This is a genomic window from Sporosarcina psychrophila, from assembly GCF_001590685.1.
GTDB classification, from domain to species: domain Bacteria; phylum Bacillota; class Bacilli; order Bacillales_A; family Planococcaceae; genus Sporosarcina; species Sporosarcina psychrophila.
The window spans coordinates 1,138,711-1,161,483 of record NZ_CP014616.1 but is presented as its reverse complement, the minus strand read 5'-3'; the positions used below and the strand labels follow the sequence as shown (position 1 = coordinate 1,161,483).

General features: G+C 36.7%; 25 protein-coding genes. 2 read left to right on the top strand and 23 right to left on the bottom strand.

Annotated features, from left to right (window positions below; genetic code table 11):
* Positions 1-105 precede the first annotated feature (105 nt).
* The 6 genes from AZE41_RS05635 to AZE41_RS05610 all read right to left on the bottom strand — a co-directional run bounded on the left by AZE41_RS05635 (position 106) and on the right by AZE41_RS05610 (position 7,129).
* Positions 106-942, bottom strand: coding sequence for a metallophosphoesterase (locus tag AZE41_RS05635; RefSeq protein ID WP_197485374.1), 837 nt, complete (start codon positions 940-942; stop codon positions 106-108).
* A 330-nt stretch (positions 943-1,272) separates the two neighbouring features.
* Complete coding sequence (locus tag AZE41_RS05630; protein WP_067206622.1) at positions 1,273-2,013, bottom strand: thermonuclease family protein; 741 nt, start codon at positions 2,011-2,013, stop codon at positions 1,273-1,275.
* Between the two features lie 112 nt (positions 2,014-2,125).
* Positions 2,126-4,165 carry a catalase gene (locus tag AZE41_RS05625; RefSeq protein WP_418064656.1) on the bottom strand — a complete coding sequence of 680 codons (2,040 nt, stop codon included), beginning with the start codon at positions 4,163-4,165 and terminating at the stop codon, positions 2,126-2,128.
* A gap of 74 nt (positions 4,166-4,239) precedes the next feature.
* Positions 4,240-4,602 (bottom strand): fluoride efflux transporter FluC, encoded by a 363-nt coding sequence (locus AZE41_RS05620; protein WP_067206616.1) that lies wholly within the window; start codon positions 4,600-4,602, stop codon positions 4,240-4,242.
* Positions 4,599-4,976, bottom strand: coding sequence for a fluoride efflux transporter FluC (locus tag AZE41_RS05615; RefSeq protein WP_067206613.1), 378 nt, complete (start codon positions 4,974-4,976; stop codon positions 4,599-4,601). Before AZE41_RS05615 ends, AZE41_RS05620 begins: the two co-directional genes overlap by 4 nt.
* A complete protein-coding gene (locus AZE41_RS05610) occupies positions 4,973-7,129 on the bottom strand; it encodes an ATP-dependent helicase (protein WP_067206611.1) in 2,157 nt (718 codons plus the stop codon). Before AZE41_RS05610 ends, AZE41_RS05615 begins: the two co-directional genes overlap by 4 nt.
* 432 nt (positions 7,130-7,561) lie before the next feature.
* Here AZE41_RS05610 and AZE41_RS05605 point away from each other — a divergent pair, with 432 nt between their 5' ends.
* On the top strand, positions 7,562-8,095 hold the full coding sequence (locus AZE41_RS05605) for an ATP-binding protein (RefSeq protein ID WP_067206609.1): 534 nt from the start codon (positions 7,562-7,564) through the stop codon (positions 8,093-8,095).
* Between the two features lie 726 nt (positions 8,096-8,821).
* Here AZE41_RS05605 and AZE41_RS05595 read toward each other — a convergent pair.
* From AZE41_RS05595 to AZE41_RS05560, 6 genes are all read right to left on the bottom strand, one after another.
* On the bottom strand, positions 8,822-9,424 hold the full coding sequence (locus AZE41_RS05595; protein WP_067206604.1) for a hypothetical protein: 603 nt from the start codon (positions 9,422-9,424) through the stop codon (positions 8,822-8,824).
* 274 nt (positions 9,425-9,698) lie between these two features.
* The gene (locus AZE41_RS05590) at positions 9,699-10,160 is read right to left on the bottom strand and encodes a VanZ family protein (RefSeq protein ID WP_067206601.1); all 462 of its coding nucleotides are present in this window, start codon (positions 10,158-10,160) and stop codon (positions 9,699-9,701) included.
* Positions 10,161-11,091: 931 nt separating this feature from the next.
* Complete coding sequence (locus AZE41_RS05580; RefSeq protein WP_067206596.1) at positions 11,092-11,325, bottom strand: hypothetical protein; 234 nt, start codon at positions 11,323-11,325, stop codon at positions 11,092-11,094.
* Between the two features lie 205 nt (positions 11,326-11,530).
* A complete protein-coding gene (locus AZE41_RS05575; RefSeq protein ID WP_156475971.1) occupies positions 11,531-11,938 on the bottom strand; it encodes a hypothetical protein in 408 nt (135 codons plus the stop codon).
* Between the two features lie 309 nt (positions 11,939-12,247).
* Positions 12,248-12,637, bottom strand: a complete 390-nt coding sequence (locus AZE41_RS05570; RefSeq protein WP_067206592.1) for a hypothetical protein — start codon at positions 12,635-12,637, stop codon at positions 12,248-12,250.
* Between the two features lie 459 nt (positions 12,638-13,096).
* Positions 13,097-13,363: a hypothetical protein gene (locus AZE41_RS05560; protein ID WP_067206586.1), complete on the bottom strand. Its 267-nt coding sequence runs from the start codon at positions 13,361-13,363 to the stop codon at positions 13,097-13,099.
* 165 nt (positions 13,364-13,528) lie between these two features.
* Here AZE41_RS05560 and AZE41_RS05555 point away from each other — a divergent pair, with 165 nt between their 5' ends.
* Positions 13,529-14,368 carry a tyrosine-type recombinase/integrase gene (locus tag AZE41_RS05555; protein WP_067206584.1) on the top strand — a complete coding sequence of 280 codons (840 nt, stop codon included), beginning with the start codon at positions 13,529-13,531 and terminating at the stop codon, positions 14,366-14,368.
* Between the two features lie 77 nt (positions 14,369-14,445).
* Here AZE41_RS05555 and AZE41_RS05550 read toward each other — a convergent pair whose 3' ends face one another.
* The 11 genes from AZE41_RS05550 to AZE41_RS05500 all read right to left on the bottom strand — a co-directional run bounded on the left by AZE41_RS05550 (position 14,446) and on the right by AZE41_RS05500 (position 22,431).
* Complete coding sequence (locus tag AZE41_RS05550; protein WP_082786501.1) at positions 14,446-14,868, bottom strand: hypothetical protein; 423 nt, start codon at positions 14,866-14,868, stop codon at positions 14,446-14,448.
* 217 nt (positions 14,869-15,085) lie between these two features.
* Complete coding sequence (locus tag AZE41_RS05545) at positions 15,086-15,595, bottom strand: DUF6985 domain-containing protein (protein ID WP_067206581.1); 510 nt, start codon at positions 15,593-15,595, stop codon at positions 15,086-15,088.
* A 402-nt stretch (positions 15,596-15,997) separates the two neighbouring features.
* Complete coding sequence (locus AZE41_RS05540) at positions 15,998-16,585, bottom strand: histidine phosphatase family protein (RefSeq protein WP_067206577.1); 588 nt, start codon at positions 16,583-16,585, stop codon at positions 15,998-16,000.
* Between the two features lie 140 nt (positions 16,586-16,725).
* Entirely contained in the window at positions 16,726-17,028 is a 303-nt protein-coding gene (locus AZE41_RS05535; RefSeq protein ID WP_067206574.1) for a hypothetical protein, read from the bottom strand.
* 904 nt (positions 17,029-17,932) lie between these two features.
* Positions 17,933-18,796: a CPBP family intramembrane glutamic endopeptidase gene (locus AZE41_RS05530; protein ID WP_067206571.1), complete on the bottom strand. Its 864-nt coding sequence runs from the start codon at positions 18,794-18,796 to the stop codon at positions 17,933-17,935.
* A gap of 59 nt (positions 18,797-18,855) precedes the next feature.
* Entirely contained in the window at positions 18,856-19,389 is a 534-nt protein-coding gene (locus AZE41_RS05525) for a hypothetical protein (protein ID WP_067206568.1), read from the bottom strand.
* 201 nt (positions 19,390-19,590) lie between these two features.
* Positions 19,591-19,974 (bottom strand): hypothetical protein, encoded by a 384-nt coding sequence (locus AZE41_RS05520; RefSeq protein ID WP_067206565.1) that lies wholly within the window; start codon positions 19,972-19,974, stop codon positions 19,591-19,593.
* A 123-nt stretch (positions 19,975-20,097) separates the two neighbouring features.
* Positions 20,098-20,397: a hypothetical protein gene (locus AZE41_RS05515; RefSeq protein ID WP_067206563.1), complete on the bottom strand. Its 300-nt coding sequence runs from the start codon at positions 20,395-20,397 to the stop codon at positions 20,098-20,100.
* A gap of 144 nt (positions 20,398-20,541) precedes the next feature.
* Positions 20,542-20,982 carry a terpene synthase gene (locus AZE41_RS05510; RefSeq protein WP_067206560.1) on the bottom strand — a complete coding sequence of 147 codons (441 nt, stop codon included), beginning with the start codon at positions 20,980-20,982 and terminating at the stop codon, positions 20,542-20,544.
* A gap of 110 nt (positions 20,983-21,092) precedes the next feature.
* Entirely contained in the window at positions 21,093-21,662 is a 570-nt protein-coding gene (locus AZE41_RS05505; RefSeq protein ID WP_067206558.1) for a hypothetical protein, read from the bottom strand.
* Positions 21,663-22,140: 478 nt separating this feature from the next.
* Positions 22,141-22,431 (bottom strand): hypothetical protein, encoded by a 291-nt coding sequence (locus tag AZE41_RS05500; RefSeq protein ID WP_067206556.1) that lies wholly within the window; start codon positions 22,429-22,431, stop codon positions 22,141-22,143.
* Between the last annotated feature and the right edge of the window lie 342 nt (positions 22,432-22,773).

Below are 22,773 nucleotides of genomic sequence, written 5' to 3'. Positions count from 1 at the left end.
TGACCAAAACCATATTATTACAAAAGAAAAACAAAAAAGGCATCACAAAAGTTTGGTCAACTCAGGAGAAGCCTTCAAAAGTACAAAAACAATCTAAAAAAAATTTTATATAGCTATGTCAAACACGGATATCTCAGGAGGGCTCCAAAATCGAATAGGTATCCTCGTAGTGCCGATTCCGCTATTCACATAAAGATGAGTATGAATTCCTAGTTGATACATTCCTTTTCTATATTTCTTTGCAAGAGGAGGTGTCACCACGGGACCAAGCGTCGGAACAATGACCTGCCCTCCGTGACTGTGTCCTGCCAGTGCCAAATCAAAATTATCATACCCTATTTCGTCCACAAGGTCCGGTTGATGCAACAGAAGAAGCTTAGCCCCCTGATCGTCAACACCTGAATACGCCTTTTGAACATCGGGGTTTCCAAGCATGGCATCATCCACCCCTATTATAGTTAATACTTTTCCACTTTCAAGTTCTATTTTGCTATTCTGATTTGTAAGTAGCTTAAATCCTGATTCTATCATAATCTTTTCGTAAAACCTGACGCCGCCACCTCCATAGTCATGGTTCCCCCAAATGGCGTACTTTCCATATCTACTACTTAGCTTATCAAGTATTCCACTTATCTCTGATCGCCCCTCGAACTCGGATGCTACATCTATGAGATCGCCTGTAAAAGCGATTAGGTCAGGTTTGAGTTTATTAATTCGGTCTACAAGTCTCTCCAGCTGCTCTAGCGAATAATTCGGACCTAAATGGACATCTGAAAACTGTACTACCCTTATAGAATTCTCACCTCCCGACGAGAACTTAAGTTCATATTCCTTTGTGATCAGACGTTTTGGCTCTATTTTAAGTGAGTATACAACTATTCCTGCTACTACTATGCTTACTATAATCAAGAATTTTATACTGCCAAGAACTACTCTTTTCAATTCTCCACTGCCTTTCTTGCACATTAGTACTAGCTATTGTTTCAAAGTATTAGGTACCTCTTGCTAGTACTATACAATCTCATTGTGACACCAATGTTACGTACGGAAGAAAAGCTCAGCTAAACTCGGGTACCCTTTCACAAAAAAGTAGATGAATTTTTTTAATCACATATTTAAGTATTCATTTGTGATAATTGGTTACACAATTAAAAACATCCTTAAATCGATAACTGATTTAAGGATGTTTTTGTTTTATATGCTGTGCCTATCATCTTTCCCCGTTTACAAAAAACGAGAAGTTAAGTATAGTTCTATCTTTTCCATCGAATATTAACGCTCGCACGCATTACCATCTTTATTGCCATCCATTTTTTCTGAGTAAGCAGGATGCCCTTTTTTCACGCCATTCGGATACTTCTGACGTAGTTCCGTACAGTTTTTAAACGCTTCTTTAGCACCGGATACTGGTTGTGTTTCAGGTTTCTTTTCTACATACGTTTCGCTGTCAAATCCGCGATCAGTCGCATAATCTTCAAGCGTCCAGATGCCAATTCCCGCTTTTTTGGCCTTCTCTTCTGCTTTCTTAAAAGCGTCTAGATGTCGTGTATTTGGCGGATAAACGTACCCCACGCGGGCTAGCCCTTCTTCCAACAGTTTTTCCTGAACACTCACACCATCAATATAAATATAAGCAAGCAATCTATCATATTTATCTGTTTTCCCACCGACATCGAATTCGATTTCTAATTTCCCGCTGTTCATCAACTCACGATTACGCTCTTTTGCTTTCTCGCCAAACGGCTGCTTTCCGAGACGTGGATGATTCGTTTCCGGTGTATCAATTAGTAAATACCGGACATTCTGTTCTTTACCTTCATACATAATTTTTACCGTATCGCCGTCAATCGTTTTCACAAGCTCCACCGGGATTAAACCGGCTCGGCTCGGTTCTGCTTCTTGTTCAGGAAAGAAAATATTGTACACAATCAACGCGAGTAAGACGACACCGATACTCACAATGCCTGCTGGTTTTTTCAGTAAGGTGCTAGTATTCTTTTTGTTTTGTTTCATGTATCCGTCATCCTTTTACTAGTTCATTAGTTATAACATTCTTATGTTACCAGTTCTGCAACCAAATGAAAACAGCCGCCACCTAAGTGACGACCGCTTCACTTTCAATCCATCAAAAGATTTTACGTTCCCAATGCCTGTGCTCAGCGACCGCGGCGATAAACTCGCTGTTGAAATCTGCTACGTCAGACAGTACGATGCCTGGACCTTCTTCTGCATCTGAAGCCTCGAAGAAAGGCTTGCCGGTTGTGGCGATACCGATTGGTTTATAGTGTTGAAAAGCTTCGTTGATAAAATTGACGATATCTTTCTTAAGTTTCCTTGGATTATCCGCCTCGCCTCCGACGACGTATAGCCCATCATACAATACGGAATGGATAGTGAGGAATGTTTCCGTCACTTCGACTGCCAGTTTATCTTCACCATAAACGAAACCGAACTTCTCGCCGATGATATCCACAGTCATTCCTGCGTCTACGCAGGCTTTGACAACCGCTTCCACTTCGCCGCCATTGAATTTTTCACCAATGAGAATGGCGATTTTTCGTGTAGCCGGCGATTTCACCGTTAATTCCTGACTAAGGGCTGGTGACGATTCGGTCACGTCCGATTCCTTGCCCTCGGGATGATTGACCCCCACCGCTTCAGCAATAGCGGTTGCCAAGCCTTTATCGACATTGACAAACATATCCACGACTTGCTGTTTGACATTCTTATCTTTCACTTTACCGACTTCAAAACTGAACGCATCGACAATATGCTTTTTCTCGGGCAATGTCATACTGTTCCAGAAAAGACGTGCTTGCGAGAAATGGTCACTGAAAGAATTACTGCGTGCTTGAATTTTGCGTCCTTCCACTTTCTCCTGATAGTGGACGAAACCGCCTTCTTCTTCGGTAGATGTTGTCGGTGTATTGTTTGCCAATGAATTTTTATGATAGCTGACCTGCCCCACATTGATTGCCTGTCTGCCATAGCCATCACGCTGATTGTTATGGATTGGACACACTGGACGGTTAATCGGCAACTCATGGAAGTTCGGTCCGCCAAGGCGAATGAGTTGCGTATCCGTATATGAAAACAAGCGACCTTGCAGCAATGGATCATTTGAGAAATCAATCCCGGGAACAACACTTCCCGGATGGAATGCGACTTGTTCCGTTTCCGCAAATACATTATCGACATTGCGGTTCAACGTCATTTTCCCAATGATTTTGACGGGTACTTTCTCTTCCGGCCATAGCTTGGTCGGATCCAGGATATCAAAATCAAACATGAATTCATCTTTTTCCTCAATCAATTGGACGCCGAATTCAAATTCGACGAAGTCCCCTTTTTCAATGGACTCCCAAAGGTCCCGGCGATGAAAATCAGGATCTTTCCCGGCGATTTTCTGCGCTTCATCCCAAACGAGGGAGTGAACGCCGAGTTTCGGTTTCCAATGGAATTTCACAAAATGCGCTTTCCCTTCAGCGTTCACCAAACGGTATGTATGAACCCCGAATCCTTCCATCATCCTGAAACTCCGAGGAATCGCGCGATCGGACATATGCCACATGATCATATGCGCAGACTCCTGGTTACTTACAACGAAATCCCAAAAAGTATCATGTGCAGAAGCCGCCTGCGGCATTTCCTTATGCGGTTCAGGTTTTACGGCATGGATAAGATCCGGGAATTTGATGGCATCCTGGATGAAGAAAACTGGCATATTATTACCCACTAAATCATAGTTTCCTTCTTCGGTATAGAATTTCACCGCAAATCCGCGTACATCGCGTACTGTTTCTGCCGATCCCTTGCTGCCGGCTACGGTGGAAATCCGTGTGAATACCGGTGTTTTCGAACCGGGTTCCTGCAGGAATGCCGCTTTCGTATAGTCTTTCATCGATTCAAATAATTCGAATTCACCGTGTGCCGCGTAGCCTCTAGCGTGAACGACTCTTTCAGGAATCCGTTCATGGTCAAAATGGGTCATCTTCTCACGGAAATGGAAGTCCTCCATCAATGTCGGACCACGCAATCCTGCTTTCAAGGAATGTTCGTCCTCTGACACGTTAAGTCCTTGGTTCGTCGTCATCTTTTTACCCGCATCATGTGAACGGTACGTCTCTAACTGCCTATTCTTTTCATCATTATGTTTGTTGTCCAATGTCGTTTCCTCCATTCGGAATTTTAGTAGTCTACTACTCTATTCCCAAATGTACTCAACTCAAACGGACAAATTTAGTAAACACTGCTTCCCGCCAGGTAGCCTAGAAATGCAAGGCCGATTCCCGATATATATATTAGCAGAAGATAGAGTACCGCATTCCTTTTCCTACCGTTTTCCCACATGATTAACAGCTCTTTATTCATCGTGGAAAAGGTCGTCAGCGCCCCTGCGAAACCGGAGGCAATCAGCAGAGTCGCCCATAAAGGTAGTTCCAGCCCGAAAACGACTCCAATCATTAGGGACCCTGCCAGATTGACGAGCAATGTTCCAGCTGGTAACCCATCCTGCTCATTCATCTTTGCTGAAATAAAATAACGAATGACTGCACCGGAAAAGCCTCCGATTCCAATCATCAATAAATCCACGAAAGTCATGTACGAACCTTCTTCCTGCCTAGATGAAAGCCGAGCGCCCCGGCAGTAAGTCCGCCGATTATACTAAGAATGATATACAATCCAGCCAAGAGAATTTGATCTTTTTCCATCAGTAGTACAGTCTCCATGCTTAACGCTGAAAACGTGGTAAAAGAACCTAGAAAACCCGACGTTACGATATCTTGCAATTGTTTATCCGCTGCTAGTTTGCGAAAAGCTCCTGCTACTATAAAACATAGCAAAAACGTTCCCACAATATTTACACCTAGCGTCGAAAAGGGAAATCCTGAATCATTGGAAACGACATGGCCAATCGCCACGCGTATAATTGCTCCTGCCGCTCCTGCCAATCCAATCCATAAGAGCTTTTTCATAGGGCAACTTTCTCAAGTAACCTAAGGGAAAGAACCGTTTCAAGATCAAGCCTTTTCTCGATTTTACCAAATTGGATATGAATTTCATCACCATCACGCCGTGTGACTTCACCCTGCCCGAATACACGGTGTTTGACCGCTGTTCCAACCGCTAGCTCGTCACTATCTTGAATACCATCAGGATTTAGTGCAATCGACGCTTTCTTAATCTTCACTGGTTTCTGCTCTTTGTTCGCTTCACCCGGTTTCAAAAGAAGGCCCCTTACTTCATTCAGAAACCTAGAATCTTCTTTCGGCTTCCCTTCGTCCTGACCATATGACAGCAATTCAAGTCGGTTTTTCGCACGTGTCATCCCGACGTAGAAGAGCCTACGCGCTTCTTCCAACATCGCTACATCACTCTCATCTTCATCTGATGGAATAACCCCTTTTAGTAAATCAATCATGAACACACGCCGGAACTCAAGCCCTTTCGCACTGTGAAATGTCGATAACGTCACCGCATTTTCAGGTGCATTGAATTTCGCATTTTTTACTGCCTGTTCAAGTTCTTTCAAACGCGTCGCAAATTCCACCATCGTTCGGAGTTGTGATGCAATTCCTTCAAGTGTATCTAAAATGCTAAGCAGGCTTTCAAAACGGAATCCAAACTTTTCAGCTCTACTTTTAAGCGCCGCCTCATACCCAAAATCATTCCGAATCAGTTGAATCACTCGTTCCGGACGCATCTCTGGAATCACAGCGTATCCTTTTTTATAGTCAGCTAACTTTTTGACTTGACTGTCTTTCATTTCAACCGTTTGAATAAATGCATCGAATACATTCCCCGTTGTTGCAGTATTTTCAAACTGGGTGAGCATGTTTCGTGAAATAAAGGCATTCATTTTCATGATGATCTTCGCAAATATATCTTTCCGTTCCATATTAAAACTGAGACGCATAAAGTTCAAAATATCCTCGACAATCCAATGTGTGAAAAACTTGTCATCTGCATCCTTCATATAAAATGGGATACCTCGCCTGTGTAGTTCGCTCACGAACATCGTTGACGATGAATTGTTCCTGAACAAAATAGCAACCTCATTCAAATTCTTCTCGTTCAGCAGTTCATATGTTACGTATTCTAATTGCTGTTTCGGGCTAGTAAGCTGTTTGATATAAATTGGCTCGATCTTGCCGTTTTCCGTATGCATGTCTTTCGGATAGCGCTTTTTGTTCCGTTTGATGAACTTCGAAGCCATCTCCACGATTTCTTTTGACGAACGGTAATTACGCTCCATCATCAGCACTTGAGCATCTGGATAGACACTCTTGAAATCAAGAAGATAATCCGGCTCCGCCCCGCGCCACGTATAGATCGACTGGTCATCATCAGCAACCACACAAAGATTGCCGTGATGCGCCACAAGATGCTCCACAATTTTATGTTGAACAAGGGACGTGTCCTGGCTTTCGTCGGTTAGGAGGTAGTCGTAGAGGTTTCGAAAGTGCTCGCTAAGTTGTTCGTCTTCTCGAAGTGCCTGTTCCGCAATTGTCAGCATATCATCGAAATCAAGAAGCAGTTGACCACTTGTACGCGTCTTATACTGCTCGTATTTCCTGGCAATGCGTCCTGCCTTATCAACAGGCCCTTCAAGCTCCTCCCATTTCCCAAGTGGGATCATGCGGTTTTTAATCCCACTGATGAATGTCGAAAGAGACGACAGTTCGTCATCCGTGCAATCCTCTTTCAATACGTCTTTATATATGCCTTTCAATAAAAATGCCTTATTGATAGACTGACGCCCTGTCTTACTTCCTTCAATCAGCTCGTATGTTGTACCTATTTTCTCTAAGTAGCTACGCGCAATCATAAATGCCAAACTATGGATTGTGGAAAAGTCCACGCGTGCACTGTGCGGGAAAAACCTTGTGAAACGCTCCGTCATATCTCGCGCAGATGCCCGGCTAAATGTAATTGCTTTAATACGCTTCGGATTGACGTTCTTTTCTTCAATCAAATATCCGATTCGCATGATCATTGTCGTCGTTTTCCCTGATCCAGGGCATGCTAAAAGCAAAAGCGGGCCATCTGTTTGCAGCACTGCTTTCTTTTGCACTTCATTCAAATCTATATTCAATTCTTTCTTTTTTCGTTCAAAAAAATCATTCATTTTACCGTAACTCCTTTACTTACACTGTACTTAATTTACCATACGAACGCCTATTTGTAGAGGAATCAAACATCATTCATATCAAAAAACCTCCCCTGAGTAAGCAAAGGTGACGGTTACCTTAATTTAGTCGAATATAACCGCGAAGGACAAAACTAAACAGAACCAAGGTACTAAATTTACATATGCACACTTCTTCACTTTCAAAACCTCACATATTGTCTTGTTTCATTTCAATATTAATTATAGTGTTTAACTTCTTTTGTTTGGATGAAAATGTATGCAGAACAATTCTACGACTGGGAAAATTTGAAGATAACATCAAATACTTACCTATTACCACCGTTAGTTGAATAAGGGAGTTTTACTAAAGATGAATTTTATCTGTATAATCAAAAATAATGAAATGGCCTATTAGAGGAGGAAATTCTTATTACAAAAATACATATATTTGGTGCTGCTGGTTCTGGAACTTCGACACTCGGAACTGCGTTATCACAGGCACTTCCTTATACTCTTCTTGATACAGACGACTATTTTTGGTTAACTAAGTTCACAGAACAAAGACCAATACCTGAAAGAACAAAAATGCTAAAGCATGACTTAACAATATATCAAAACTGTATTCTTTCGGGGGCAATATGTGGTTGGGGTGACGAATTTAAAGCCCATTTTGACTTGGTTATATTTTTGCAGCTTCCCCAAAATATAAGACTTGAGAGATTGCAACAAAGGGAATTTCAAAGGTATGGGAATGAAATATTGGATGGTGGTAGTAAATACGACGAATCCAAGGCTTTTTTGAAGTGGGCTTCCTTATATGATGAAGCAGGAATGGAAGTCAGAAGTAAAATGTTACACTTACATTGGATGTCGGACTTAGTATGCCCGGTATTGAGAATAGAAGGTGACGATACGGTAAAAGAGCGAGTGAATATAGTCCTCAATTATTTAAGTTCGAACTGAAAAAAATATTGTGCTATCGGATTAGTTGAGCAAAATGGTCAATCCTTTTATTAGATTTTTTCATACCATAACAGTGTCGTAATTTTTAAGTTAGGTTATGACACCTGTTATAGGTGAAAAAGTCTCCCTTTCTAAATAAAAGAGTGTTTTTTTGCAAATCGAACATATTTGTATTGTGATAGATTTGCAATTTTTTCAAGCACACTTTATTACATCTACTGATCTAATTCAAGCTTGGATGCTGCATACACCCGAAGTGTTCAGAGATAAGTTATCAGTGAATGTGAATCATATAACGAACGTTCGGAATTCATTGGAGAGCGTGATGTGATGAGTTAAAGTAAAAAGCGTCACTTTTTTTTAGTTGTTGGTTTCTTTTTTGATCGAGTAAATAAAATCCAGCTAATAGTAAAACAAATTCGAAAATGGCTATTAAAATGTTGACCATTAAAACCGACATGTGGTTTTTAAAATCAAATACTATATGTATTAATAAAAATATTGCTGATAGAACTATGCTAAGTATAGATAATTTCCGCATATGAAAACTCCTTTTTTCAGTAATTTTACGTTTCACTTTTATGTATTTTTAATTTCAAAAAAAACCCAATAACTAATGTATATACTATTTACTACTGGTTGACGTAATACCCCTTTACGGAAGTATTCTTACCCTTTAATTCAAAGAAAAGGTTGCCAATTCTCGTTTAACTAAACCAGCACTCGTTACTTTAAGTGATATGTTTCACAAACTTCTTTTCTCCTGCGTTCCATGGATTTAGAGTATCCAAAACAATCCATAAATAACTTCCTGCCAATATATTTTTTGAAATCATTGTTTCTATATCTGTAATATTCGTTCCAATAGCTAATCATTCTATTGTAACTTTTGCAAAACAGCACAATATTTTCAAGACAAAATCTCTTAATCCGTTCTGTTTCCTGTTCTTTTAAAGTATCATAAGTCATTTCTATTATCTCTACGACATATTCATCACATATTTTTACGATATAAGGAATAGCCCAATCTTCATAATCCATCTGTAGCAACGAAGAGATATGCTTTTGACGAACAAATCCGTCACAACTTCTTGAATAAATACAATGCAAAATCATTTTTTGTCGTAGACTTAAATTGTCTATAACTTCATCTAAACTATCAATATAGTATATGCGATAAGGAAACCTAATCATGGTATCATCTAGAAAGTATTGAATAGTATCCTGGGACACACCACTAGTGACATTTTCATAATTTTCATGAGGAATCATTCCAACCGCTGTGGCCACATCATCTCTCAAATAATTTGGAAATCCATCTTGAAACATTCAATCACATCCTAGCTTCGCTTAATCCTACATTTGCTTTTATCCCATTATATCCATATGTCTAATAGTCAAAATCATTATACCAATAGAAATTAGGATCGCAATTACAAATTGATTAAATGTAATCTTTTTAAATTCACCTGTTCTTTTCTTACCGGATAAAGCCATTATAAACACAATAACCCACGTCACCATTAGTCAATAAGAAAAAGCCGCCGTGAAAGGCAGCCGACTCTTCACTAAAGCCCCAGATAGTTGAAGAATAATTACAGTTCTATTTAAGTAGATTCTGAACAAACTTTGTTCTCCAAATTCCAAACCCTATTAAAGCACCAGGCATATTTAGGATGAAATCATCAACGTCGAAACTACCCTTTCTTGTAACTAATTGCATTACCTCAATAATAAATAATAATACAATCATTGAAATAGAAAATACCATTACTTTGTTTGTTTTCTTTATGAAAAATGGTAAATAAATACCCATTGGTAAAAACAAAACAAAATTACCAAAAAGGTTTTTGATAGGGATATCCAAATTTATACTTCTATCAAGTATTGCTTGAAAATATGTATTTATAGTTTTAAATGGAACGAAATTTGAAGAGTTTTTCATATACTCTAAGAATGGTAGGTCATACCTATAACCCCTAAAACCTAAGAATAATATAAACACCAATACCAATAAGTAAAATATAAAACTTATACTAAATACAATCTTAATTTCTTTCTTCATTTTCTCCCCCTGCACTTGCTGTTATTCATAAGGTACTTTTTTTACTTTACACCATTTAGCCCGTCGTTGGATGGTATATGAGTTTCCTCATGTTCTAACTTTAAACCTTTTGGAAAGTCCGTCAGTTCCTTTATAAAGGAACTATTCTCACCATGTCTAGCTTTTCAGCCGCTCGGCATACCTTTTCCTTAGGAATGTCTTTAGCCTTTGTTCTGTCGACTTCATCTGGCTTCAGAACTTCTAACCTATCAGTAATAATGCAAGCAGAAGTATTAACGCGATGGTTTTAGGTAACTTGGTTCCTTCATTCCTACCCTCCATTGTAAAGTTGAGATTTTAAATCACAGAATCTCCTGTCTTTCACGCTGTTTTCATTTATAACAGAACTTATCGCGCGTACCCAGTTAGCTTAAGAAGATAGAGATTATGATTAGATAAACGTGTGTTGCAATAATTACAGTTAACACAACTAAACCGAACCACGCTATCAATTTCCAATTACCCTTCGAATTCAAATAGAACGCGACATATAAAACTATCGCCAGCACTGCGATAGGCAAGTGATAGAACCATACTCCACCAAGTTGCAGAAATATTGTCATTGGGTAGCTTAAAAGTAAAGCTACTATGCCTCCCAATATATATCTAAGTGCTTCAGTGTTAAAAAATTTACGACTTACTTTATAGCTCAGGAAACCACCAATAGCACTGATAAACACCACTAACAAACACATATAAAGAATGGTTAGATAGGTCACAGTCACTCCCCTTTTCAATCCCATATTACCATAATTGTTCATACGTTTTGTTAAGCTAACCTGCCCCGTTAGCACAATAAGAAAAGAATTACTGTTGTTACACTAAAGCACCCGTTAGTTTAAGTACAAACCTTCACAATATCTATAAAGTAGTAATACACCTGGTGAGTTTGTTACTCTTTTTCCTTATTTAACAGTATATATAGCAATACGCATATTACTGCAATGATTGAAGTGATAATAGAATATCTAATAATTTGAAAGAAAAACTCTGGATAAGGCGTTACAACAAATGAAGTCATCCCCTCAAAATCAGTTGTGCTTACTTCTCTTTTCATAAAGACTACGAATAAGAAGAAAGATAAAACCAATGAATATATCCCTGTTTTCACTAAGATTTTCTCCATTTAAAATCCCCCTAAAATGTAACGTTCTTAGCTCAATAGAGGAAGCTGAACAAAAACATTTGAGTTATTGTTTATTTTCATTTTACCCTATTCATCCTAATGTACTTTATTCAACTAACCTGCCCCGTTAGTTCAATAAGAAAAAGAGCTTCCTAAGAAGCCCCTTTTGTTCGACTAAAGCACCCGTTAGTTTAAGTACACTCATTCACAAGTCATCATTATATAATTTATTAGTTGACTCCGTTACAAATTGAAACCACTCTTCTTCCGACAATTCATCATAAGCAAATCCCATTACAGAGAACTTACCATAATTGATTACATCTAGCACCTGATCAAGCAATCCCGTTCCAGCTTGCCAATCACGTAGTCTTGCATCACTACAAGAAAATGTATCTTTACAATTTCCACACCGAATATAGACTATATTTATTTCATCTATTTTATTATCATCGGCATAGTATAAATTACCGTTTGTAGCATTGCAGGTAGGACAAACAGCTTCAAGATGTTTTTTATACAGATTTTCAAAATAAGCCGATCTTTTAGTAGCTAATTCTAATGAACATTTACAAACCTTTGCATACTCTTCAGGATTCAATAAAATCATCAATTTCATTCCTCCCTATATGGATAATAATTATACTCTTCATTCAACTGTATTGTAACATTTTGTAAAGTGCATAATATCCCATTTAGTTATTGCGCTAAACTGCCCCGTTAGTTGAACAAAAAACTGGAATTGCTCCATGGGATCAAGCCTGAACAGGCTTGTATATGCCATACACACCAGGTTTACATAACACCGATTCACGGAAGTAGTTAACTCCATTACTCAATAAGAAATTTGCAATATAAAATGTTTCAAACTTTTCTTATCAATCTTGCGAAAGATACATTAAATTATTTAATTCAACGTGTGTTATATCATATTTTGAATCAACTGCAGTATCTTTCTATAAGCGTGGATGTCTTCATCCAAGGGCAGTTCCACAAATAAATTTAGGTCTACCTTGAAATTAAATATTGTTGTACAAAAATCTTTTGTATCTACTAAATCACAAGCAAACTCTTCAAAAATACTCGCATCCTCTTTACTAAGTTTTTCATCCGAAAGAATATCTACTTTAATAATATTTTTGTATATACCAACATCTTCTTTCGTCATATAAATGAACTCCATATTAACATCTTCAATTGTTAAAGGTCTTTTCAAATCTTCAATAATTAGATACCCTAACGAAATTCCTTTCTTAAAAAGCATAAATATTTCTAAATCTTTCAACCTTATTTTTCTTCTATAAGTAATCATAACGCTCTCCTTATATTGATTATTGCCGTCTAAGCAGCTCAATGATCTTCAAGTAAAGCACCCGTTAGTTTAATAAGAACAGGAATTAACCAATCCTTTTAGAATAAAACCACTAGGAAACGGAATGCTCTTTCTTCTGTTTCCTCTTATAAAAATAAAGCCAAATAAAAAAGATTATCCAAGGTATTGTCGTGAATACTGGAATTTTGGTAAATTGGATAATTAATATTTCTGCTATCACAGCTGGTATCATAATAATCAACCACATTCTAACTACCTTGTTTTTAAAACTTAGTTCAAATCGGTCACTCATATTTCTCACCCCTATTGTTTTTAACTAACTTGCCCTCTTACTTGAATAAATTTCCTTATATTTACTACTTCGATATCCTTGCCAATTCACCTGCTTATTGAACTAACCTGCCCCGTTAGTATAATTATGTCATCAAATTAATTTCGTTAAATTCTACCGAGGATTGCATAGAGAAATGCAATAAATAAAAAACCTAATGAAATGGAAAGTAACGAGATATACTTCATAAACCCTTTTTCTTTCTTAAAGAAAGCAACGAAACCAAGTATTATGCCTGTTAAATAGACACCAAATCCAATGAATATTCCCCACCAACCCAAAATAGTAATATTAATCGGTGGAAAAGCCATATATGCAACAAAAATTCCAACGACAACTGAAATGGTGGAATACTTACTAAACTTCCTCTCCATTTTTTCGCCCCATTCCATTCCATTCTATTCTATCTATTTATTCACACTATTTATTCTTTTACTTATTGAACTAACCTGCCCCGTTAGTAAAATCACTCCTTATGTCTATAACTCTATTAAGTTGGCAATAATTCCTTTAACATTACTACTTTAGGGGGAATGGAATTGTTATTGTCAAAAGCATGGTCTTCGTTTGAAGCTGATAAACGAATAGAGGGTTTTTCACTACAAACGTTGAAGGCTTATCAGTTACAGTCTTTGCTACTAATTGGTTATTTTAATGATGTAGAGATGGAATTGTTGGATACAAATCAACTGAAGCAATATCTTGCTGTATCGGGCAAGCATTTAAAACCAGCTAGTCTTGCACATCGCATCCGCTTTATGAAATCTTTTTTTCGTTGGTCTCATGAAGAAGGCTACCTGAGTAAGAATCCAACTTGCAAGATTAAAGAGCCCAAAGTAGGTAAGCGGATACCCAAGTATTTAACCGAACGGGAGATTGAACACCTTCGTGAATCCTGTCATTCCCCAATGGAAAAAGCGATTTTTGAATTCATGTTTTCTACCGGTTGCCGAATTGGAGAAATAGTAGCGTTAGAAAAGAACAATATTAATTGGTCCAATCAATCCGCGATCGTTAGGGGAAAAGGTGATAAGGAAAGGGAAGTTTATTTTAATACACGTTGCGACATATGGCTTAAACGCTATATTGAAAGCCGTAATGACAATAATCCTGACATCTTTGTGACTGTAAGGCAGCCACATAAAATGAGTGTTGCCCAAATGCGATACATCATTAAGCGGATTTCAAATCGTGCTGAAATCAATAAAGAGATTCATCCACACCAACTTAGACACAGCTATGCAACTCATTTGTTGAATAATGGGGCTCCTATTGAAGTCATACAAAGTCTTATGGGGCATGAAAAAAGCGAAACCACAAGGATATACGCTCAATTAAGCGGTAGGCTAAGGAAAGAGTATTATCAGAAGTACTTTTAAATGTAAAGGAGCAACGTCTTAAAAGACGTTGCTCTACTCTACTAAAGCACCCGTTAGTTTAATAAATATTAACCAAACTACTTAATGTTTTCTGAGTTAATAATTGTAATTACTGGTTCAAATTTTGAAATAATATCTACTTTATGTTCAATACAAGCTAATGAGTAATGTGTTAATTTACCGCTTGGAAGAAACGATTTCCTTTGTATGAAATCAAAATAATTAGACTTATCATAAATCCGAAATGACTTACCCCGAAATACCTCACTATCATCCCATATAGTAAAATCATCATAAATAACAGAATAGGTAACGTAATTTTTAAAATCAATTTGTAAGGTTACCACTTTGCTGTCAGGGTGAGGAAAGATGAGTAAGTCTGTTGGATTATCACTTTTGTTGATTATTATTCTAAGTCTTTTATCCTCAGTTCTTGGTTCTAAGATACTTTCAAATGATATATAACAATCGTTTGCTTTTATTAACTCCTCAAATGTCATTGTCTTCCCCCTTTTTTCAGCAAGTCCTTCTTCAACTAACCTGCCCCGTTAGTTGAAGAAGGATTATGAAAATCAGATGTTATTAAAGGATAATCATGCCGACTACGATAATTCTTTTCTCTATGGCTATGTTAAAGTTAATGGTTGGTTTTTATAGAAAAATGAGCTTGCAGAAGCATATCCAAATTCATTTTTAACAAAGGACAAGTTGTTAATGTTAATCTAAGTTCTCTTTTTCTATTTCTACACTTTGTTTTACCACAAAGGCATAGTTATAGTCTTCCTCATAGTGTTCCAGTTCTCCCCACGCCCATTCACCATTGTAAGCTCCCAGGTAGATTAATTCTCCATTGCGGATAATGACTTCAATCCCATGCTCTGGTTCCCACTCGCAGCCTCCTATTAAATGGACAACTGGTACCGAATTATCCTCTGGCTCATCTACAAGCATAGAGCCAAATTCTACATACTGAAGGATGTCCCTCATCTTTTCAATTTTAGGAGGCACTTGTCCAACCATTTCACAGAAGTCTTCGGAGTAAGTGATGGCTGCTTTGCATATATCTTCTATAAGGTTATCATCTATACTACTGAGAGACTTTGCACATAAATTGACATACTCAACGCTCACATCTTCTTCAATCCACACTTCTAAGTTCTTATCAAATAATTTAGAACGGACGGTTCCACTCATACCATGTTCTTCTTTGGATAGGTCTTCTATCACTTTCATCAACTCCTTTTCATTTCTTTCATGCATCATTATTTAAATATTGATAAAGTGAAGTCATACTATTTACTCCGATAAACTTCGGGTACGTCTAGTACTGGGTAGCTTATTACCTTGCCCCTACTACTATCTCGTAACACCACTTCATAATATGGCTAAGTATGACTTTTCTTATTGAACTAACCTGCCCCGTTAGTTTAACAAGAATCTCGATTATCTCCACCCGCAAACCTTCGATTCGATCGATGTAAGAACTTGTATGCGCCATACACCTCTAGTTAACATTACGCTAGCAAGTTCACGGAAGTTAACTACATTACTCAATAAGAAAATCTGCCCTGTAAAGGCAGATGATTACTAAACTAAAACGCCCGATAGTTTAAGAACAAAAAACTTTTTTTATTGGTTAACATCAATATTTACACCCCATAGTCTTTGAACATTCACTAATTTCTTTTCATTGAATTCCATTCTATAAATATCAGGTTTTGATGTGCTATGTAAAAAATCCAAGTCATAAGTGCTATCGAAATATTCCATCATCAAGGTCATAATAGCCCCGTGAGTACCTATCACTATTTTTTTATCTCTAAAAGTTTCTAATAGTTCTTTTAAGACCTTTATAGCTCTTTTTTGACAATCAGCATTTGATTCTCCTCCCTCTAAAGAGAAATTTGATTCAAAAAATGACTTCTCTAAAAGTGGAACCAATTCTTTATCTGATACTCGATTGTTTCCTGAAGAGAATATCCTCTCTTTTAAATCTTCAAAAACTAAAACTTCCTCTCCTATTTGTTGGGCTAACTGTTCTACAGTTAAAATTGAGCGTATATATGGACTTGAAGTAACTACATCAATTTCTTTATCTTTCAAAATGTCAGTCACTCGTTTAGCATCTAAATAACCTTTTTCGGTTAATCCTCTGGTTCTATCGTTTCCTTCTTTTGGCGATTCACCGTGTCTCACCATATAAACAAATGTACTCATAATATAATGTCTCCCCCAATAACTTCCTCTTTTTTTCCTCCTAAACAAAACTACGGCATTAGTTCAATAAGCAAAAAGAGCTGCCAAAGCAACTCAATAATCTTCCGCTAAAGCGCCCGTTAGTAAACAAAGACCTAAATTTATTCAGAATACAACCAAGGGATAACTGGTGGTATTCCTGCTTCAGGTACAAGATAAACAAAGACAAAAAATACACAAATTAGTACCCCAAAAAGAGAAACGAATATAGAAATTAAAGGATTAATTCTTTTCAAAATACCATATATCCCACTAACAAAGCTGGCTAATCCAAGAAATAACTCAAAAAATGCTACTGGATATACATTAAACTGTTCCATTACAAAAATTCTAATAAAGTTAAAAACAGAAATAGATAACATAAAAAACACTTGTAAAATCAACCCTAAAACTGGAATGCTCAATTGATATCACCATCCTACCTCACAAACTCCCCTGAAGAGTGTAACAAGTGATTGTCATCTTTTTTAAAAACTAAACTCCCCCGTTAGCACAATAAGAAGAGCATTATTGTTGTTCCAGTAGTCGAGTAGAAGGGAACCTCTCTACCTTACGGTAAATTGTGTTCCTCCCCCCTCACAGAACCGTGCTTGCGCTATTTACGCACACGGCTCTTCCTAGTCACCATTCACAAAAAATAGCTAATCTCTTTCACTCGGATTTTTGCTGATTCTGCTATCCTTACTAGTTTTGTTTCCATTTAGTATCCCTACCTCTGTGTGTAGTAAATGTGTCCCTAATAAGGGTGATAACTTGGTAGCAGCCTTTCCTCCATCGGCATTACCCAACTTCATTGGTACTACGCTGCTATCCGACTCCCTACAACGGCATTTGGCTTCCTTGCTTATTATCGCTTGTACACCATACTCTTCTATAAGCAGAAAAGACCGGTAGGGTCTCCCGAGTTGCCGTATCCTATCAATGTGACACGTGCCAAGGTCTCTGACTCCATAGAGGTTTTATCCTTCTTGCCTTTAACGATGGATAAAATGTAGCTTTCTGCTGTGCTTAAGGCATAAGCCCTCTCGATTTACTAACATTATGGAGCTCAATCCCTTCAACCAGTTGGCTTTCGGCCCGCCACCTAACTGTCTACGCTTAAGGCTACTGTTACCAATAGCCCTCCAAGACTCGCTACGAGTGAATGGCTAGTTCTTTCTCGACGGGAATCCCACCCGCTATATGATACGACCTAGGCTCGGCCGCACAAGCACCTCGTTAGTTTAATAAGAACAGAGACGCTTATTAAACAATCGCGCCCGATTGTAGTAGATTTGTTATTCTAAAGTATTTTTTATTAAATCCTAATCACAAAGAGCGGTTACGTCTTATTTTTCTTTTATCATTTAATATTAAAACTGATAACACCACGACACTAAGTATTACAATAAACAAAAATGATAAGTATAGCGACATGAAGCCTTCAAACGTCTCATCAAACTCTAAAAGCGCAACACCTGATTCATATATACCTCCCAGAGAAATATATCTAGCTACTTCAAGGTAAACCAAATGGAATATTATATTCATCCATAGTGAACCGGTATATGCTCTATAAAGCTGTAGAGCAATTCCAAAAGCGAAGAGTAATATAAAATAATCTATAGTTATTGCAAATGGCTTATCAAAGAATATTGATTCCATCGCCATCACTGTTATCGGTACACAAATAAAGATTAACGGTTGCAAAATTAACGAAGTAAAAAAGCGGAACTTTTTTTGCAACTCTTCAAATATTAAACCACGTATAAAGACTTCTTCTGGAAATGCTTCGTATATAAATGCTGTTATTGTATTGATTAAAACGGAAATTACAGCACTTGTTGTCAAGTTCATACTGAGATTTTCAATCCCGCCGAATAAATAGGCCGTTAAAATACCTACTCCAAGTAAGATAAAAGGCAATGCAATTCCAATAGCCATCTTAGATGATGAATTTACACCTTTTAGGCCGATACTTTTAAACGATTCGGGACTTTTTCTCTTCAGTATATAGAGTACAATGAGCGTTAATCCAGTAAAAATCCCCCCTTGTAGAAGCATGGCTACTTTTCGTTCAATATCGTGAGTTTCTATTAAATATCGTCCGACATTACCCGATACAAAGAGAAATACCGATACTAGTAGAAAATACAAAAACAATCGACTAATCCTAAACTTCGATGAATCCAATTGGTTGCTCCTTTATATTAAGACTTAAGGTTATACATGAGTACCTAGTTATGTCCGCATTAATCAAACAATATATTTTCAACGAATTCGGATTCATTCTTATAAATTTTATACATAAAGTACATCAAAATAGTAACAGCAAAAAGTAAAGTTGATTCGTAAATATTGTCTTCAGTGAGTATAGTTGTTTTAAGCGTGAACTCATTTGCTTTGATAGTAGCGATATGAATTTGGTCTATTTTCACTTCTATCTCGCTGCTCCAATTTTCTTCAATACGTATGTCTTGTTCATCAATTTTTCCTACAACACAAAAGTAGAGTAGGCTATTCCCTGGCTTATCTTTCAAAAAATAGGTCTTCTCTTCTGTTTCAATGATATATGTAGCAACAAGTAAGTTTTTGATATTTCGTTTTTTAATCCCTATCTTAATTTCGGATCCTTTGTGAGCAGTAAATGACACTACACTTCTCTTTTCACATCCTGTAATATCTGCTTTTTCAATGGTTCCAACACTCTCTTTCTCCCTGTTTTCCACTTGAATAGCATTCTTTTTTTTCATGTATCTCACATCATTGAATTGATATTTTTTCATTTATATCCCACCTTTCTTAGTGGCTTATTCATGGTTATACATTTTTTATATTCCTCACTCTTATATTTATTACGATTTAAGCAAAATTAAGTTTCAAATACATAGTTATTCTATAATTTGGCCCGTTTGCTTTATATGGTTTCCTTAAGGGCAGCCAGCTCGCCTTAAGGCAATTTATTCAACAATCGCGCCCGATTGTTGTTACTTTGCATTCTTCATACTTTTTATCGTTCTCCCGTATCCAAGTGCTAGCAAGAGCATGGCTGTATATATTATCGTACCGCCCATGGTGAATAGCGCTGATGATTTATAACTAATCGATGGATAGCCGCTATGCGCATTATAATGCCATTCTGCACCAGCAAACACTGACTGGATAATGAATAACGTAATTCCGAACAATGCTAAAGCCAATACAGCCTTTTTTTGAAAGACCATCTTAGCTAAGTTGTCTTTAAAAACAAATAGAAAGGTTGATTGTCCTTTATGCACTTTTCTACTTTCCTTCTTAGCAGATGGAACTAAAAAGAAAATAAACATTCCGCTGTAAATCAGTGGCAGGATAGTAACTTCAGAAATGCTCATCAAAAAAACTCCTTTACCTTTTGAACGTTTTTGACTCGAAATAAGATTCGTCAATCTGGCCCAATTGCGATATAGACGAAATCGCTTATAAAGCAATCGCACCAGTTAGTGCAATAAGCGACATTAAAATAAATCACCCAGACTTACTACTATTCCAATAAGTGAAAGGGCGAACACTAACAATATCAATAAAATTATAATAGGGGCTATCTTCTTCAGAAAGCCTTCTTCTTTGTTTTTAAACGCCAAATAGCTAAGTATCAGACTAAGAACACCCGCGATAATGAAAGTGAAAAATAATATTTTTAGAAGTACAACCATCGAGCCTTCAGGCTCTTGTGGTGCAATTGCATAAGAAGTAAAAATAGTTATTGCACAAATAATACTTAATATGGCAGACCACTTGCTATATTTTTTGTTCATTGTGTTCTTCCTACTTTTTCAAATCATACCATTTATTGGATTTCGACATCATAATTAATATGAAAGTTTGTTGAACTAACCTGCCCCGTTAGTTCAACAAGAAAAAAGAGTTACCTAAGTAACCCATTTTTAACTAAATTGACATTATTCTTGAGATAAATTTAACCAATTTTTTTCATCAATTGATTGGATCTTATACTTTGAACCAACTATATCTAACATTCTTTGATGAGTTTTAATATCCCACGAATCATCCACATGTTCATATAAGTCTTTCTGTATAAATTCTTGAGTAATATAGTTTGTAACAGAACTAATGTCAACTAATTCTCCAAAAAACTGTCTTAACATCATCGAATCTTCTTTTTCTAAAGGTTCATCTGACAAGAAATAAATTTTGAATACATTAACAATTATATTTATATCTTCGTCATCTAAAAAACAAAGTGGCTCTAACTTTTTATCTTCTTCTGTAAATGGTCCTCTAGTATCTTCAATAATGACATAAGCCAACATTTTATTGTCTTTAAAGAAACGAAAAATTTCTAAATCTCGTAATCTTAGTTTTCTATCGATTGAAATCATTTTTTTCACCTATTCAAATATGAATTTATAACCCGCAGTTATATCTGTACATATTCTTAATCTAAACAAATTTTCCTTCTGAAACAAGAAAAAAGAGATGCATATTAAAGTTACTTAATTAGTATTTTAATCTCATTTTTATGTTCTTTTACAAATTCATTCAAAAAGTCATTGGCTTTTTTATTGTATACCTCTAACCCATCTTCGTTGTATGCGTCTGGTTCACCAAACATTTCTTGCGTATAAGCATCTATATAAGCAATTTGTTCACTCCTGATTTCTACGTACTTCTTATAATATTCTTTAGGTTCCATACCTAACTTTTGAGCTTGCATTTCGATAAAATCAATCATAGATTTTCCGAATGGATCTTCTTTATCTCTAAGAGGTAGCAACATCATTGTTTCCTCTTGTAGATCTTTGTTATCGGAAACATCCAAATTCATTCTTTTAGCTTCTTGCAGAATTAATTCGATTTTTACAGTTCCCTCAATACTTTCCAACACCTCTTCATCTGGATACAAAAATCTTAATTCACCTATCGTAATTTCTTTGTCTTTGACAATAGCTGCAATATCATTGTCATTAAAATCTTTTATACTACTTTGAACACTTGAACTGCATCCCATCAGTGAGATAATTAAAGACAAAGAAATTATAAAAAGAGAAATTCTTTTCAAAAAAACACCTCCATAATATAAATCCTACCACCTGTAATACGTTTTATAATGCAAAATGTTTCAAATTTTCTCTCGAACGAACCTGCCCCATTAGCCATACATGAAGCGCAAAATCAGCGCTACACCATAGGGGATGAAAATGTGTACAGTACGGGTATTGGATATTACGGCTGGGAGAGGAAGGTCGATTAACTATGGTGCCATAGAGCCCATCCGTTAGTCTGACTCCAACGACCACGGTGCATCATAAACTGTCGCACTCTATACGAGTAGCACTCATGGGAGATTAATCCTACTCTGGTTATTGCACCAGTCTGCCTTTATTTTATGAAGAATGGAGTTGGTTTCTGATTAACTTTAAACTTAATATAATCATTTTGAAGGCTCAGCCTTTTTTCAAAAAACTTTTTCTGAGTTTTTTTGTTATGCGGTTTTATAGATTTAGAGCGTTTTTTAATTTTCATGGGAGTTTAATGATTTATACAGTAACGTCCGTTTCCTTCTTCTTGAATATGCCTATTAATAGTATAATTAGTCCTATGATGAAACCAATCGTAAACAGTATAATAATTGTTACTGGTATTGCCCATATATTCCTAATAATTAAGCCATAGGTTAAACCAATCTGAAAAGATAATAATGGTGAGATTACCAGCATAAAAGTGATTCCCCAAACAATGTATTTCCTTTTCTTTGACTTACCTTCGCTTAGATGATAAGCAGCAAGTGCTCCTATGAATGCAAATACATACCCTACAAAAAGCACCATTTTATCATCCCCTTCTTTATTTTAATTTCACAATATCTCTTATCTCACTAAACTGCCAGTTAGTTCAACAAGGAATTCGATCGCTGAACAGCCTTGTATAACCATGCACACGAGGTTAACAAAACGTCAATTCTCGGCAGGTAATTATACTTCATAACCCTATAAACTCTCAGTTTCCCCCTGCGGTCCTTCGTTTTTTGTATGCATCCAATTTTATACATCGTTGAGTTAACAGGATTTCCGCTGAACGCCAGGTCCGTTTAAATCTATAGTTATGTAAATTTAACTAAACAACAAGAAAATAGAATACCTCCCAAAATCCTGTATACTAACAACCATCCC

What these genes read in the sequence shown, in the direction of transcription:
- AZE41_RS05500 (WP_067206556.1), bottom strand. Translation starts at nt 22,431, where the DNA reads ATGGTGCTTTTTGTAGGGTATGTATTTGCATTCATAGGAGCACTTGCT.
- AZE41_RS05525 (WP_067206568.1), bottom strand. Translation starts at nt 19,389, where the DNA reads ATGAAAAAATATCAATTCAATGATGTGAGATACATGAAAAAAAAGAAT.
- AZE41_RS05590 (WP_067206601.1), bottom strand. Translation starts at nt 10,160, where the DNA reads ATGAAGAAAGAAATTAAGATTGTATTTAGTATAAGTTTTATATTTTAC.
- AZE41_RS05570 (WP_067206592.1), bottom strand. Translation starts at nt 12,637, where the DNA reads ATGATTACTTATAGAAGAAAAATAAGGTTGAAAGATTTAGAAATATTT.
- AZE41_RS05630 (WP_067206622.1), bottom strand. Translation starts at nt 2,013, where the DNA reads ATGAAACAAAACAAAAAGAATACTAGCACCTTACTGAAAAAACCAGCA.
- AZE41_RS05610 (WP_067206611.1), bottom strand. Translation starts at nt 7,129, where the DNA reads ATGAATGATTTTTTTGAACGAAAAAAGAAAGAATTGAATATAGATTTG.
- AZE41_RS05615 (WP_067206613.1), bottom strand. Translation starts at nt 4,976, where the DNA reads ATGAAAAAGCTCTTATGGATTGGATTGGCAGGAGCGGCAGGAGCAATT.
- AZE41_RS05560 (WP_067206586.1), bottom strand. Translation starts at nt 13,363, where the DNA reads ATGGAGAGGAAGTTTAGTAAGTATTCCACCATTTCAGTTGTCGTTGGA.
- AZE41_RS05595 (WP_067206604.1), bottom strand. Translation starts at nt 9,424, where the DNA reads ATGTTTCAAGATGGATTTCCAAATTATTTGAGAGATGATGTGGCCACA.
- AZE41_RS05540 (WP_067206577.1), bottom strand. Translation starts at nt 16,585, where the DNA reads ATGAGTACATTTGTTTATATGGTGAGACACGGTGAATCGCCAAAAGAA.
- AZE41_RS05520 (WP_067206565.1), bottom strand. Translation starts at nt 19,974, where the DNA reads ATGAGCATTTCTGAAGTTACTATCCTGCCACTGATTTACAGCGGAATG.
- AZE41_RS05510 (WP_067206560.1), bottom strand. Translation starts at nt 20,982, where the DNA reads ATGATTTCAATCGATAGAAAACTAAGATTACGAGATTTAGAAATTTTT.
- AZE41_RS05620 (WP_067206616.1), bottom strand. Translation starts at nt 4,602, where the DNA reads ATGACTTTCGTGGATTTATTGATGATTGGAATCGGAGGCTTTTCCGGT.
- AZE41_RS05550 (WP_082786501.1), bottom strand. Translation starts at nt 14,868, where the DNA reads ATGACATTTGAGGAGTTAATAAAAGCAAACGATTGTTATATATCATTT.
- AZE41_RS05580 (WP_067206596.1), bottom strand. Translation starts at nt 11,325, where the DNA reads ATGGAGAAAATCTTAGTGAAAACAGGGATATATTCATTGGTTTTATCT.
- AZE41_RS05515 (WP_067206563.1), bottom strand. Translation starts at nt 20,397, where the DNA reads ATGAACAAAAAATATAGCAAGTGGTCTGCCATATTAAGTATTATTTGT.